11 protein-coding genes and 1 tRNA gene are annotated in these 14,134 nt (G+C 59.5%); 9 read left to right on the top strand and 3 right to left on the bottom strand.

Annotated elements, in window-relative coordinates; translation table 11 throughout:
* Window positions 1-51 precede the first annotated feature (51 nt).
* Window positions 52-1,515, top strand: a complete 1,464-nt coding sequence (locus J2S70_RS03790) for an NCS2 family permease (protein WP_307682415.1) — start codon at window positions 52-54, stop codon at window positions 1,513-1,515.
* On the opposite strand, the gene serC is transcribed toward J2S70_RS03790, so the two are convergent.
* Window positions 1,512-2,624 carry a phosphoserine transaminase gene (serC, locus tag J2S70_RS03785; protein WP_307682414.1) on the bottom strand — a complete coding sequence of 371 codons (1,113 nt, stop codon included), beginning with the start codon at window positions 2,622-2,624 and terminating at the stop codon, window positions 1,512-1,514. The two genes, J2S70_RS03790 and serC, sit on opposite strands and share 4 nt — an antisense overlap.
* Before the next feature lie 137 nt (window positions 2,625-2,761).
* Here serC and J2S70_RS03780 point away from each other — a divergent pair, with 137 nt between their 5' ends.
* From J2S70_RS03780 to J2S70_RS03750, 7 genes are all read left to right on the top strand, one after another.
* A complete protein-coding gene (locus tag J2S70_RS03780; RefSeq protein ID WP_307682413.1) occupies window positions 2,762-3,451 on the top strand; it encodes a metal-dependent transcriptional regulator in 690 nt (229 codons plus the stop codon).
* 121 nt (window positions 3,452-3,572) lie between these two features.
* The gene (locus J2S70_RS03775) at window positions 3,573-4,331 is read left to right on the top strand and encodes a C40 family peptidase (protein ID WP_307682412.1); all 759 of its coding nucleotides are present in this window, start codon (window positions 3,573-3,575) and stop codon (window positions 4,329-4,331) included.
* A gap of 178 nt (window positions 4,332-4,509) precedes the next feature.
* Window positions 4,510-5,457: a universal stress protein gene (locus J2S70_RS03770; RefSeq protein WP_307682411.1), complete on the top strand. Its 948-nt coding sequence runs from the start codon at window positions 4,510-4,512 to the stop codon at window positions 5,455-5,457.
* Window positions 5,458-5,523: 66 nt separating this feature from the next.
* Window positions 5,524-5,596 (top strand) — tRNA-Arg (locus J2S70_RS03765).
* Between the two features lie 36 nt (window positions 5,597-5,632).
* Entirely contained in the window at window positions 5,633-6,538 is a 906-nt protein-coding gene (gene trhO / locus J2S70_RS03760; protein WP_307682410.1) for an oxygen-dependent tRNA uridine(34) hydroxylase TrhO, read from the top strand.
* 210 nt (window positions 6,539-6,748) lie between these two features.
* Window positions 6,749-11,017 carry a hypothetical protein gene (locus tag J2S70_RS03755; protein WP_307682409.1) on the top strand — a complete coding sequence of 1,423 codons (4,269 nt, stop codon included), beginning with the start codon at window positions 6,749-6,751 and terminating at the stop codon, window positions 11,015-11,017.
* On the top strand, window positions 11,007-11,402 hold the full coding sequence (locus J2S70_RS03750; protein ID WP_307682408.1) for a hypothetical protein: 396 nt from the start codon (window positions 11,007-11,009) through the stop codon (window positions 11,400-11,402). The genes J2S70_RS03755 and J2S70_RS03750 overlap by 11 nt, the downstream gene beginning before the upstream one ends.
* A 4-nt stretch (window positions 11,403-11,406) precedes the next feature.
* On the opposite strand, the gene J2S70_RS03745 is transcribed toward J2S70_RS03750, so the two are convergent.
* Both J2S70_RS03745 and J2S70_RS03740 read right to left on the bottom strand, forming a co-directional pair.
* Entirely contained in the window at window positions 11,407-11,973 is a 567-nt protein-coding gene (locus tag J2S70_RS03745) for an SAF domain-containing protein (RefSeq protein ID WP_307682407.1), read from the bottom strand.
* 171 nt (window positions 11,974-12,144) lie between these two features.
* Window positions 12,145-12,792, bottom strand: coding sequence for a 5-formyltetrahydrofolate cyclo-ligase (locus tag J2S70_RS03740; protein ID WP_307682406.1), 648 nt, complete (start codon window positions 12,790-12,792; stop codon window positions 12,145-12,147).
* A gap of 84 nt (window positions 12,793-12,876) precedes the next feature.
* On the opposite strand from J2S70_RS03740, the gene J2S70_RS03735 reads away from it, so the two are divergent.
* Entirely contained in the window at window positions 12,877-14,091 is a 1,215-nt protein-coding gene (locus tag J2S70_RS03735) for a molybdopterin molybdotransferase MoeA (protein ID WP_307682405.1), read from the top strand.
* The last annotated feature ends 43 nt before the right edge of the window (window positions 14,092-14,134 follow it).

Here is a 14,134-nt window from a genome sequence, read left to right as displayed (position 1 = left end):
CGATGTGAGATTTTGCTTGCGATCAGTTCTTCGCAATGTGAAACTTAGTGGGTGAACGACTCAAAAGGCACTGCGCCCACGCAGAAAGAACATCAAGCACCGCTCCAACAAGGTTGGTTCGACCGCACATTCCAGCTCACCGAACGTGGAACCACAGTCGGTCAAGAATTGCGCGGCGGACTCGTAACCTTCTTCTCGATGGTTTACATCCTCGTCCTCAACCCCCTCATTCTTTCCGGCCCCGATAGCACTGGCCAGTTCTTGGGCGGTGGCGCGGAACCTAACATTCCAGCGATTGCTGCCGGCACGGCACTCGTTGCCGGTCTCATGACAATCTTGATGGGGGCAGTGGCAAACTTCCCACTCGCGCTCGCCGCTGGCCTCGGGCTCAACTCGATCGTCGCCTACACGATCGTCCAGCTGCCCGGCATGACTTGGGCAGACGGCATGGGCATCATCGTCATCGAAGGAATCGTCATCCTGCTCCTCGTTGTGACCGGTCTGCGCGAAGCAATCTTCCGCGCAGTACCGAAGGTGCTCCGCACGGCCATCTCGGTTGGAATCGGCCTGTTCATCGCGCTCGTCGGGCTTGTCAACGCGGGCATCGTCTCCGCAGGTGAGGGCACACCGCTCGTCTTCGGCGTCAACGGCTCGATCTCTACCTGGCCGCTCGTCGTGTTTATTTTCGGACTTTTCCTCGCCATCGCGCTCATGGTGCGCGGAGTTCAAGGAGCGATCCTCTGGTCGATCATCGCTTCAACCATCCTGGCCATCATCATCGAAGCAGTCGGCAAAGTCGGCGGCTGGGGGCTCACCGAGCCCAAGCTCACCGGCTCCCCGGTCAATGTTCCCGAATTTTCCACACTCGGAGAATTCTCCATCACCGGCCCGTTCCAGAAACTCGGCATCATCGCCGTCGTCGTTCTTTCCTTCTCCGTGATGCTCGCAGACTTCTTCGACACCATGGGCACGATGGTCGCAGTCGCAGCCGAAGGCGATCTGCTCGATGAAGACGGCAACCCACCGCGCACGAAAGCGATCCTGATGATCGACTCGGTTGGCGCCATTGCCGGTGGCATGGGCGGGGTATCGTCGAACACCTCGTTCGTCGAATCAGCGACCGGCGTTGGAGAAGGCGGCCGAACCGGCCTGTCGGCAATCTTTACCGGCATCCTTTTCTTGCTCTCAACGTTCCTCGCACCACTTTTTGCCCTCGTCCCCTCGCAAGCTGCAGCACCAGCCCTCGTCGTGGTCGGCTTCATGATGATGCAACAGGTCGTGGACATCGACTGGCAGGATCTCGCCGTCGCCATCCCATCATTTATCACTATTATCTTCATGCCATTCGGCTACTCGATCACGGTGGGCATCGGCGTGGGCTTCATCGTTTACGTGTTCATGCAAACGGTGGTCGGCCGGGCGAGCAAGGTGCACCCCCTCATGTGGCTCACCTCCGCTCTGTTCGTCGTGTACTTCCTGTTGGAGCCCATCACGAACGCGCTCGGCGTCGCCTAATCCGCAACTCCCTGCGAATCAACGACGGCGTCAATTGCGGCGAGTAGCGCTCGCACGTCGTCAGCCTCGATGGCGGGGAACGTGGAAATCCGCAGCTGGTTTCGCCCTAGCGAACGGTAGGGTTCGATATCGACGATCGAATGCTGACGCAGTTCGCGGGCGATAGCTGCGGCGTCGACGTCGTCGGAAAAATCAATCGTGCACACCACTGGTGACCGGTATTCGGCGGCGACAAACGGATTGGCGAAGCTACGTTCTTCAGCCCACGAGTAAATGATTCCGGAGCTGAGGCGGGTGCGCTCTTCCATCGCGGGCAGGCCGCCTTGGGCAAGTATCCAGTCGATCTGGTTGGCGAGCATGAGCAAGGTGGCAACGGCGGGCGTGTTCAGCGTTTGGGCCTTTCGTGAGTTCGTGACCGCGAGTTGCAGATTGAGGAAGTCTGGGATCCAACGCTGCCCGCTCAGGCGTTCGATCCGTTCCAATGCGGCTGGTGATGCGAGCGCCAGCCACAGGCCGCCGTCGGCACCAAAGCATTTTTGTGGCGAGAAGTAGTAGAAGTCGGCAGCCGAGATGTCGACGTCGATCCCGCCAGCTACCGATGTGCCATCGACGAGCGTAAGGGCGCTCTCTTCGCCAAAGCGCCGCAGCGGTGTCAGTGCTCCGGTGGATGTTTCGTTATGTGCGTAAACGTAGGCGTCGATATCGGGTGCTGATTCGCACTGGACCACCTGGCCAGGCTCGGCCCTGCGAATGTCCGGGGTGTTAAGCCACGGTGCGCGCTCGAGCGCGCGGGCGGCTTTGCCGGAGAATTCACCGACGACGGCGCACTGTGCCGAACTTTCAACGAGGGCGAAACTCATTGCGTCCCACAATGCGCTTGCCCCACCGTTGCCGAGTAACACTTCGTAGCCTTCAGGTAGTCGGAAAAGTTCGGCCAAACCGATTTGGATTGAAGCGACGACTTCGCGCACGCCAGTCTGGCGGTGCGAGGTGCCCATGGGCGGGCTTTGAATGGCGGCAATCTGCTCGGGCCGCACCTTGGATGGGCCCGAGCCAAACCGGCCGTCGCGAGGTAGTTTTGGTAGATGTGGGGGAGTACTGGTGGTCATACCCCATGGTCTCAAAGCGGCGGCCAATCGTGGGGAGGTTTCCCACTGTGTGGCACGGGTAGTACAACGGGCTCAACCTGTGGCAAGGAACCAAATTGGATATTATGAGCGGGTGGCGAGTGGAGGAGGGGGTTTCCGTGAATGAATTGATCGATACGACCGAGATGTACCTCAAAACGATCTATGAGCTTTATGAGGAGGGCATCCCCGCATTGCGGGCGAGGATTGTGGAGCGCCTTGAACAGTCGGGACCCACGGTTTCTGAGACGGTGAGCCGGATGGAGCGTGATGGTTTGGTGACGATGGCGCCAAATCGCGAAATCATACTTACTGATATTGGCCGGGAAGGCGCAATCCAGGTGATGCGCCGCCATCGGCTCGCCGAGCGACTTCTGCATGACGTGATCACACTCGACTGGCCCGATATTCACGATGAGGCGTGCCGGTGGGAGCACGTTGTTTCGAACGACGTCGCCAATAGAATCGAAGCCCTTCTCGGCAATCCGACGACGGATCCGTTCGGCAATCCGATTCCTTCTCAGGATGCGACGACGATCAATAACGTGAGCGAATCAGGGCTCGTGTCCATTATGGATGTGGAAGAGGCTGACGGTGAGACGGAATATGAGATCGTGCGGATTGCCGAAGCGGTGCAATTGCATGCTGATGTTTTGGCGATGCTCGAGTACGAGGAGCTGTTGCCGGGTGCGAAGGTAACGGTGGATGTTGTCGAATCTGAAAGTGCAGTGGTGAGCCAGGGGGCTTATTCCGTGCGGCTTTCCGCCGATGTTGCCAAGGGAATTTTCGTTAAAAATCTCAGTGACTGATGTCATTGTTACCAAATCGTGACAAAAAGTTATTCTGCCGTTATGCTGATCCATGTGCCCAAGAAGTCATGGCGACTTTTGCGGGTGTCAACGTTAGTTCAGTAGCTTTACGGAGATTTTTATGGCGGGACGTCACGAAATGGTTAAGCCTCGGGAGACCTTCTCGAAGTCGACCATGACGACAGCAGCCACCGCATCCGCAGCAGGAATGCTGATGGGTATCGGTGCGCCAATCGCATTTGCCTCACCGACCGAAGATCAGGTTGAGGTTGAAAAGGTTGCAGCGGCGCTTGAGTCGCCTGCAGTTGAGACTAATGAGGTTGCCTCGATTGAGCTCAACACCGTTTCAGGCGGCGATTGGGAGATGAAACAGGTTGTTATCGAAGCCGAAGCTCCGGTTGCTGAACAGGTAGTTCAGCAGGAAACTGCCGCGCAAAATGGCGGATACGGTCAGCAGGCTCAAGGTGGCGCTTCGTCGGATCAAGGTGACGCTCCAGCTCCAGCTCCAGCTCAGCAGGCACCTGCGGCGTCCTACTCCGGTTCGGGTAGCGCTGTTGCGGGCACTGCACTTGCATACGCGGGTGCTCCTTACCGCTGGGGCGGAACTACTCCCGCGGGCTGGGACTGCATCGGGTTCGTTCGTTACGTTTATGCCCAGCACGGTGTGCACATTGGCGGTTACACCAGCTCCGTTCTGTCAGTTGGCCGTCAGGTTCCGTACTCGCAGGTCCAGCCAGGCGATATCCTCTACTGGCCGGGGCACGTTGGCATTTCGGTGGGCGGTGGCCAGCACATTGGCGCTTGGAACCCCTCGATGGGCACCCAGGTGGGATCCGACTACGTTATCGGAACCCCCGTCGTCATCCGCGTGTTTGGCTAAACTGCGCCGTTGGTGCTGGGTTTAGCCGACAGACTTAAGTTTTCATGAAAAGGGATCCGCGAGGATCCCTTTTCTGTTGCTTGTTGCTTAAAGAGCGTGATGGGGATTGAGCGGCACTAGATCTACGACACTAGAAAACCTCACATACCAATGGGAGAATGACCGTAAGGAGGATGCAATGGCGCATGAAAATATTGTTGTCGTAGGAATAGATGGTTCTGAAGCGGGTGGTGCAGCACTCGAATGGGCACACGCGCAGGCCCGCGCACGGGATGCCCGCCTCCACGTGGTGTGTGGCTACGAGTTGCCCTCCCACTATATGACCCCGGAGTTTCAAGAAAATCGGGAAAGGGCAAACCAACTGTTCGATTCGGCAAAGCAGATAGTTGACGACGCGGTGGCATCCGTTTCCGGCCAGGGCGTGGAAGTTACGTCCGCGCTCGAGTTCGGTGATCCGACCGAGGTGCTGGTGGAGATTTCGAAACGGGTGGCCCTCGTCGTCGTTGGAGGAAGGGCCCAGAGTACAAATCGGCTTGCCGATCGCCTGCTGCGCACCGTGTCATCCGCCGTGCCGGCCAATGCCTACTGCCCAACCGTGGTGGTGCCAACTGAGAGCCCGAATACCCATCTTCCGATCAGGCGTGTGGTATGCGGTGTTGATGGTTCGCATCATTCGAAGATGGCACTCCAGCGCGCGGTGTGGGAGGCGGACCGGTGGAATGCCACGCTGAAGATTATTACCGCAGTTAATCCGGCGGCCGCAGCTTGGGTGCCTGCCCATGCGTTCCGCGAGGAACACCTTCAGGAGTTGGAAGTCGAAATGAGGCAAGCGCTGGCCGATGTGGATGAAGGCCGCCAGATCGATACCGAGATTACGGCGGTGGAAGGTAGCCCAGCACATGTTTTAGCGCGCGAATCGGATGAAGCGGATCTTCTCGTTCTTGGTACGCGCGGGCGCGGCGGATTCGCCGGTTTGTTACTCGGATCGACGTCGCAAACCCTCCTGGGCTATTCGGCGTGCCCCACGATGGTTGTTCCGCGCCGGGTGCGGCTTGGTGACGACGTCGGGCCCGAACCCGTTCAGTACGTCGATCCTGATGAGCCGGGAATCGTAGCCGAAAGCTAGCCGAGCTTGAGTTTCGCGCACACTGGGCCAATCCGGTAGGATTTACGCGCTGGCGCCAGCTAGCTCGCCCTCGTAGCTCAGTGGATAGAGCACGGCTCTCCTAAAGCCGGTGTCGTAGGTTCGATTCCTATCGAGGGCACTCGCATCCCGCCTTGGCGAGCGGAAAGGAAGAATCGTGGTGCAAACTCGAATCCTGCTGTATTACAAGTTCACGCCGCTTTCAGATCCGCATGCGGTGCGGTTGTGGCAGTGGAACCTGTGCGAGCGTCTTGGCCTGCGCGGGCGTATCCTCATTTCTGAGCATGGGATTAACGGCACGGTGGGCGGGGAGCTGAAGGCGGTTAAGGCATACCAGAAGGCCACCAAAGAATATGAGCCGTTCCGCGATATCGAGTGGAAAATTTCCGAGGGGACGGGCCTGGATGAGCGCGGCAACTCGCTTGACTTTCCACGTCTATCGGTGAAGGTGCGCAAGGAAATTGTGGCCTTTGGTGCGCCTGACGAGTTGAAGGTGGATCGTGGTGGCGTGATCGACGGCGGAGTGCACGTTAAGCCCGAGGAGGTTGAGCAGGTGATTGCCGACAATCCCGATCTGGTGTTCTTTGATGGCCGTAACGCAATCGAGGCTGAGATTGGCCGTTTTGAGGGTGCGATCGTTCCGCCAACGAACACCACGCACGATTTTATTAAGCTGCTTGATGCGGGCGAGTACGATCATCTCAAGCAAACTCCGATTCTCACGTACTGCACGGGCGGTATCCGTTGTGAAGTGTTGACGGCCGTGATGAAGAACCGCGGCTTTTCTAATGTGATGCAGCTCGATGGCGGGATTGTGCGCTACGCAGAAAAGTTCGGCAACAAGGGCCGTTGGAAGGGCGCGCTCACGGTATTTGACGGCCGTGAAGTCATGGATTTTGGTGAGAATCCGGAGGTGATTGGCCGGTGCCATAAGTGTCAGGGCCCTACGTCGCTCTTGCACAACTGCGATGAGCCAAGTTGCCGAGCCCGGCTTGTGACGTGCGAAAACTGTGGGGATAGCGTCTTTTGCGATCAGCACTCTCAGGTCCAAACAGTGAGTTAGGCTAGATTTCCGCGTGATTCGAATGCGTCGTTTTCGGCGCGCTTGCACCGACTTCAATTCTGTTCTCGGTACGGTGGAGGGGTGAGCCCTTTCTTTAGACGTCGTAAAAAGTCCCCGGAGTCGGTGCCTAGTGCGCAAACGCCAGATGAGCCTAGCCAGAGTGCGCCGAGCGTTGAGAGCGCCGATGAGTCGGTAGAGCCCGCTGAAAATGTGGCAGAGAGCGTAGATCCAGACTCCGGCGAGGAGGCCCAGGAGCAGGAGGTTAGCGGCGACGAGCCGACGGCCTCACGCGAAGAACTGCTCGATCAGGCGTATGAAAATTGGCATGCAGAACTGGCGGAGCGGGCCCTCACAGCCGACCAAACGACGAGCGATGTGGGCAGCGCCCTCGTAGATCTGACCCATCCGCATCCCACGGGGTCCGCTCTGTTTGCTTCCGGTTCTCCCGTGCGTATCACTTCGCTTGTACGGGAAAGTTTTGCACAGCAACGCGCGATGAAGAATCTGCAGCGGCTGAATGCCACAACTGCGCGTATTGCGGAAGAGTATGGTCATGCGCCGGTCTCGTTGGCAGTAGGCCAGTTCACCTGGACCGAGTTACCACCCGCAACTGAGCCGGGTGTGCCCGCCCATTTCGACGCGCCCGAACTGACGGGCGAGTTTGCGATGGTCGACGTCGAACCGGCAAGTGACGGCGACGAATGGACCAGCAGCGACGAGCCGGCCAGCGGCGACGTCGAACCAGATGCGAGCACCGCTGATGACGGCGGAGCCCGACCAGAGCAGCCTCAGTTGGCAGAGCCAGCTGAGGCCGAGCCGCCGCGCGAGGCGAAGGAAATTAACGAATATGCGTTGTTTCGTGCGCTCGAGCTAAAGTTCGACGGCGATGACGCGGCTGTTCGCCAGTTGAAGCGCACGGAATTCAATCCCGCATTTTTGCGTGCATTGCGTGAGAACGGTGCTACAGCCGAGCATCTCACCCAGCTGCGGCAGGCCGCCCAGCGCACGGCAGATCTCGACGAACTTTTCGCGTTGGCCGAGTCAATTGGCCGAATGTACCTGCCCGGTTTTGCGAGTGAAATGGTGGCCCATTTGGGTTGCTTTGAACGCCCCGAGCGCACGTTACTCGCGGACTTGGAGGCGATGGAACCCTATATCCGCACGTCGGGCATTATGATGGCGCTTGCGGGTGATGCCAAGACTCGGAAGCTTTCGGTAACGCCGCTTCCACCGGGCAAAGACGAGGACCGCGCACCAGAAGTTGAGCGAGGCGCCGGTGATCTCGATGTGGCAGAGCTTAACGCCGTAGAGGCGGTGGCATCTGGCCGTTCGGTCGTTTTGGATTGCCCGCCCGGTTCGCGCCGGTTTGAAACGATAGCTTCAATCTGTGCGGATGCCGCGGCGTCGAATCGCTCCATTTTGGTAGTTCCGGCAAGGCTATCCTCCGGGTGCCAACTGATCGACGAACTCGAGCACTTGGGCTTGGGCGATCTGGTTCTGGATTTTTCCGACGTCGACGGGGCTGCACAGCGCATTCGAACCGGTTTGCGCTTGGAGCGCCCCGAACTTCCTACGGACGAAACGCTGGAGCTGCGAGCTCGTTTGGTTTCGGCACGTCAAGATCTCGAGTCTTTTGTGGGGGATTTGCATCGTGAGGAGCCCGAATGGGGTACGTCCGTCCGCGAACTCCTTGAAAAGCTCGCAAGTTTGATGGCGCAAGATGACGCCCCGCAAACGCGAATAAGGCTCGGGCAAAAAGCTGTTAACACGATGAAGGATCAGGGCTTCGACGCAGTACGTGCAGATTTGGACAGAGCAGCGGAGCTGGGTGCGTTCGATCCCGAGATCTCTTCGTCTGCCTGGGCCTCGTCAACAATTTCGAGCGCCTCCGAGGGCACGAAAGCCCTCGATGCGGTTCGCAGACTCCGTGATATCAGGGTTCCGGCCGCAATTAGCCAATCTTCCCGCTCGGCTGGCGAAACGTCGATGAAGCAGCCCACCACGCTTGCGCAGTGGTTTGAACAGATTGACGTGCTCGACGGCATTTCTGATTCTCTTGACACGTTCGTTCCGCAAGTTTTTGAAACTTCGCCGTTGAATATGGCGATCGCCTGCGCGCCGCGCGATTGGCGCGATTCGCACGGGCACTCGATGAAACTTGCCGACCGCCGTCGTTATAAAAAACAGGCCCTGGATCTGGTGCGCCCCGGGGAATCAACCGCGAACCTACACGAAGAACTGCTTAAGGTGCAAAAGCGCCGGGAGGTTTGGCGCCGGTACAGCACAGATGGCGGCTGGCCCACGCTGCCCGACGGCATGGCGCAAATTCGGGCTACGCGCATCGAAGTGCAGCAGGATCTCGAATCCCTCATGGGTCACCTCGATGGTGAACCGTTCTTTGACATGGAGTTTGAAGAGCTGCAGTCGCGGCTTTCCGCCCTCGGTGCCGATGCGGACCACATGGCCACCCTTCCCGAACGCAATGCGCTGCTTGGCACTTTGCGCGAGGCCGGTTTTGGCGAATTTCTCGACGACGTCGTCGCCCGAGGCGTTGTACCGGAAGGTATTGCCGCGGAACTCGATCTTGCATACACCTCCGCCGTGTTCGAAGAAATTATTGGGAAATCCGACGCGTTATCGAGCCTTGGCCCGCGCGATCTGGTGAAGCTGCTCGAGACCTTATGCGAGTGCGATCGTGCCCATACTCGGACGCTTGCAGGCCCCGTGTTGCGTGCCGTGGTCAATAATTCGCGTGCACTGATGCAGTCAAGGCGCCAAGAGACCCTGAAACTGGACCAGGCTCTTGCCGAGCAGGGAACGGGCGGTCTGCGAGATGCGATTGCAACCCATTCGCGGCTCGTGCAGGCGGCCCGGCCGGTGTGGGTGGTTCCGGCAACCGTGTTGGCCGAGTTTATTCCGCCGATGCCGTGGGCGGATCTAGTGATCGTGGAGGCTGCCAATTCGGTGGCCCAGCTGATTTCGCCGATGATGCGAGGTCGGCAGGCGGTGCTCGTTGCGGATTTGAAGCGGCCTGGCGCCGAGAACGTGCAGGTTTTCGCAGACGTGCTTCCGGTGGCCGAATTGCCCACCTACCAGGCACAGCATGATGCGTTATCGACTTTCGCGTTGAAAGAGCTCGGCTATGATCACGTGGCGCTTCCTCCGAGCGTTGATGCCACCCGGAGCTCCAAGCTCGTGTACGTCGACGGGCGGGGCGTGCCCGGCACGTCCGGCGAGGGCGCGGTGGAGTCGACCCAGGTTGAGGTGGATGCGGTTGTTGACGCGGTTCTTGACCACGCGATGAGCCGCCCCGAGGAGTCGCTTGCTGTGGTGACGGTGTCGCCCACTCACGCGAATCGGGTTCGGGAGGCGGTTGAAACGGTCGGTTCCCGGGACGTCGAAAATTTGGCCGGTTTCGTGATTACTGACATCACGCAGGCAACCGGGCTGAAGCGCGATCACGTGATCTTATCGGTCGGCTATGGCAAGACCGTCCACGGGCGGGTTTTGCACAGCTTTGGTGCACTGGCCACGCCGGACGGTCCGGCCGGTTTGATTGACGCGGTCTGCGCAGCGAGCTCGGAGCTGACTATCGTTTCTGCACTTGGGCCCGGCGATATCGACGCGCGCCGCGTGTCCACTGCCGGTCCGCGCTTGCTCTCGCGCCTGATTGATGAGGCAAGTGGTGGCGAGGTTTCGCACGTCGTTTCCGACGACGAGGTCGCCCCGCTTCTTGCCGACGTCGCCAATCGTTTGCACGATCGCGGCTGGTCAACGCGCGCATCCTACGGCTATCAGGGTTCGCCGCGGATCCCGCTCGTCGTTGGACGTGGCGGTGAGTATGCGGTCGCGGTGGTGATGGATGATCCGGCGTACGTGAATGAGAAGTCATTGCGGCGCAGGGACCGGTTCTGGATCGACGTTTTGCACTCGCGTGGCTGGCAGGTGTTCCAGACGTTCTCAAGTTCGCTGTTTATCGATCCGGAAGGCCAGGTAAATGCGATTGAAGAATTGTTACGCGAACGTTTTCCTGATGAGCCCGCGCCGGTGCGAGTGCCAACTTTGGTAGAGGAGAGCGTGGAGCTGGCGCAGGGGTGGAACGAGCCCGAACTTGACGAGCTGAATCCGGGGATCGATAACCCGGATGAGGGACTTCGCCCGCGCGGTGAGCGGCCGCAGATCGCTCCCGGTTTGAGTTTGGCAGCCTATACCGATGATCAGCTGGATGACATGATCGCGTGGATTGCCTCCGATGGCAAGGTGCGCGGCGAGGACGAGCTGGTGGATGAATTGCGGGCCGAGCTTGGGATTGAGCGGCGCGGTGAGCAGATCGACGTCGTGTTGCGCAATGTTGCGCGGCGTTCGGGGCTCATCGCCGTGGCGGCCGAGCCACGAGAACCCGCTGAGGATCACTCGGTTACGGGTAGCTTGGACTTGGGTGATGAGGGTCCGGTTCTTGGTGATGACGGTGAACGCTAGCGAGAAATCCGATCCTTCCGGGAGCCCAGATCGGTCATCGGAACCGGTGGTCGATGATGCCGTACGTAGCGTTGGTAAGCCGGTACGACGCCGGGGCTCGCGCCGCGTCGTCATGCTCTCGGATGTTGATGCCCAACGGATCAAAGCGGGTGAATTCGAGTCCGCCGAAGAGGTTTTGCACGCGAGCGATCGCCGGACTCGGCAAGAGCCAAGGCAAGCCGCGAAGAAATCAGCTGGGCGAAATCCGGAGCACAAGTCAGATGGCGAGCGGAATAACAGCCGTGAGACCAGTGACGGCGGAAGTAGTTTTACCGATAAGCCGGTACTGTCTGCTCGCGATCGCGAAATTTTGGCGGATGTGCCACCCCATTTCGGGAACTTGTAGCCATCTAGCCAGGTCTACGTGGGCCGGATAGCACGGCATGTAGCGGCGCTCGTGATCCCGCGCCCAGTACGCGCTTGACCGCGCTTTCTGGAATTTCAAAGTAGAACACGTGGGTGTCCTCAGTGGTGGCGAGTAGGGTAGAGGTGCCCTTGTTGGTGGCGATCGCGGCAACGCGGACTCCGCCGACAAGCCGTTCGGCGTCGGTCATCTCGGAAAATTCTTCTGGCATTGCGTACAGGTCGACATGCACGCCCGGCTGTAAGAGTGCGGTGCCACCGGAGTCGACGATGGTGAGGGGCACGATGATGGTGCCCTCGGCGGCGCTGTCTAGGAAGTCGGAGGTGAGCAGGTGGCTTGCGAGCACGGGCGCCCCCTCGGGGAGCGGGCCGACCAGATACTCTCCGGCCGCATCGTCCACGTGTTCTAAGGTTCCTGCGATGTTGGAGCTGATGTGCTGGATGGTGAGGTCGCCAGATTCGAGCAGTTCGCCGGCAGCTATCTCGCGGGTGGTCACGACGATAGGCGTTGATGGCTCGTCACCGGGAACGGGCGCGATAGCTTGGATTGCCATGACCGCAAAGATAGCTGCGCCCACCCATCGCCATCGCCAAAGAATGGCGCGCAAAGGTGATGATCGTGCCGTCTGGGGCTTTGAAAGGTGGGAGTGAACCATGCCCCCATTATGGTGGACGGCCCATGTCTACCCGGGTTCGCAAGGTGCCAACTGTGGATAACCTAGATGTTAGCCGAACTGTGGACAGCCTTCTCTCGCGGCGCTTGTCTGCAAGATCGCCGTCGGATGGATAACGTACGGAACCCGCATGTCCATTTCGTCTTGCGGGATGGACTCCTCAAGCAACTCTTCGGGATAGATCATCGCGCCAACTAGGGCATTGGGGCTGACTTTCTTCAGCGCCCTGTCATACCAACCGCCACCTTGACCAAGGCGCGCCCCGCGATGGGAAATCGCCAGTGCCGGGATTACGAGCGCCTCGACGTCGGCTAAAACTTCGGGCCCGAGCGCCTCACCGGGAGGCTCAGGAGGCCGGCCGGGAGCCATTTCCACAAGCTCTTCCCGCGGTGAATACAAGCCCCACGAACGAGTTAGGCCAGGGCCGAGTTTGGGTAGCAACACGCGTTTTCCCGCCTCGCATAAGGCTGCGACAACTTCGCGCGTGGGCGGTTCTTTATTCACGGAGACGTAGCAGGCTACGAGCTCGCGCTCACCAACGAAATGCAAAACCGTTTGCGCCCATTCTTTGGAAAACTTTTCCAACATTTTCTTTCCCCGCTGCTTGCGGTGAGCTCGGATAGCGGAGCGAAGGGCTTGCTTGCCTTCTTCGACTTCCATGCTGGAAATATTAGGAACACTCAACGCTGAGATGGACATGGCCCCATTCTCTCACGGAACCTCCCGACTCATGTATGCGCTACGCTCTCCGGTAAACTGGCTGAGGATTCTTAGGGAGGCAAAATGAAGTCCGTCGCCGAGCACCTTGACGAGTGCCTTACCGTAGCCGCACCGCTGCCGCCATTTGCGGTTGCCCTGTCCGACGCCGTCGGCTGCGTTCTCGCCGAAGACGTGCGCTCCCTCGTTGACGTTCCACAGGCGGACCTTGCCGCGCGCGATGGTTACGCTGTTCTGGCGGGCGACGTCGAGGGGGCTTCACGTGATAACCCCGTAGCGCTTCCCGTCGTCGAAGAAATCCGCGCAGACACGATCGATCCATCGCGGCTGGTTGCAGGTGCCACCGTGCGAATTTCCTCGGGTGCGTCCCTACCGGCCGACACCGAGGCCGTCGTTCCGATTGAAAGCACGGATCAGGGACGTGCGGAAGTGCAGGTGTACCGGTCGGTGCGTGAAGGCGAGAATGTGCGCCAGCGGGCGGAAGATTTCGCTGCCGGAGACGTGCTTTTGCGTGCGGGGGTGCGAATCGGTTCGCGGCAGATTGCAGTTCTCGCCTCGGCCGGGCACTCGACGGTGATGGTCCATCCTTCGCCACGGGTGGTCATCATGGCGATTGGTGATGAGCTCCAAGAGCCCGGAATGCCCGCTGCCGTCGGAAAAATTTACGACGCGAATTCTCATGCGCTGGCAAGCGCCGTGCGAGACTCTGGCGGGGAAGTGTTCCGAGTCGGGGCCGTGACCGACGACAAGCGCGACCTGAGGGAAATGCTTGAAGACCAGTTGGTTCGCGCCGACATTATCATCACTACCGGCGGGCTTTCATACGGCGGGGGAGACACCCTCAAAGAAGTGCTTTCGCCTTTGGGTACGGTGCGTTTCGACAACGTTGCGATGGCGCCCGGGCGGCAGTTGGGCGTTGGGCGGATCGAAGGGGACACCACGGTATTTTGTTTACCGGGTTCGCCGGTTGCGGCGATGACGGCGTTCGAAGTTTTCATCCGGCCGGCCCTGCGGCACATGGCCGGTTATTCGAATATCCATCGCAGGTCGATTCAAGCGAGCGTCGAGAAGTCTTGGGAATCGCCGGAGGGTGAGCGGGAATTCGTGCGGGCGCGAGTGGTTGGCAACCCTCATGATGGTTATCGTGTTGAGCCGCTGGGTGATCCGGCGCGGCCGCTGCTGACGGCTTTGGCCCAAGCGAACTGCTTGGCTATTGTGCCCGAAGGGCAGCGTGTGGTGCAGGTGGGCGACACCTTAGAGTGCGTTGTATTGAATGCTTGATGTGCTGAGCTGTTTGCGTGTGATTGGTGTTGCAGGTGTTTTA

The sequence above is a fragment of the Trueperella bonasi genome (assembly GCF_030811535.1).
Classification (GTDB): Bacteria; Actinomycetota; Actinomycetes; order Actinomycetales; family Actinomycetaceae; genus Trueperella; species Trueperella bonasi.
This window is presented reverse-complemented; position numbering and strand designations above follow the sequence as displayed.

What these genes read in the sequence shown, in the direction of transcription:
- serC (WP_307682414.1), bottom strand. Translation starts at nt 2,624, where the DNA reads ATGACCACCAGTACTCCCCCACATCTACCAAAACTACCTCGCGACGGC.
- J2S70_RS03775 (WP_307682412.1), top strand. Translation starts at nt 3,573, where the DNA reads ATGGCGGGACGTCACGAAATGGTTAAGCCTCGGGAGACCTTCTCGAAG.
- J2S70_RS03770 (WP_307682411.1), top strand. Translation starts at nt 4,510, where the DNA reads ATGGCGCATGAAAATATTGTTGTCGTAGGAATAGATGGTTCTGAAGCG.
- J2S70_RS03745 (WP_307682407.1), bottom strand. Translation starts at nt 11,973, where the DNA reads ATGGCAATCCAAGCTATCGCGCCCGTTCCCGGTGACGAGCCATCAACG.
- J2S70_RS03740 (WP_307682406.1), bottom strand. Translation starts at nt 12,792, where the DNA reads ATGTCCATCTCAGCGTTGAGTGTTCCTAATATTTCCAGCATGGAAGTC.
- J2S70_RS03735 (WP_307682405.1), top strand. Translation starts at nt 12,877, where the DNA reads ATGAAGTCCGTCGCCGAGCACCTTGACGAGTGCCTTACCGTAGCCGCA.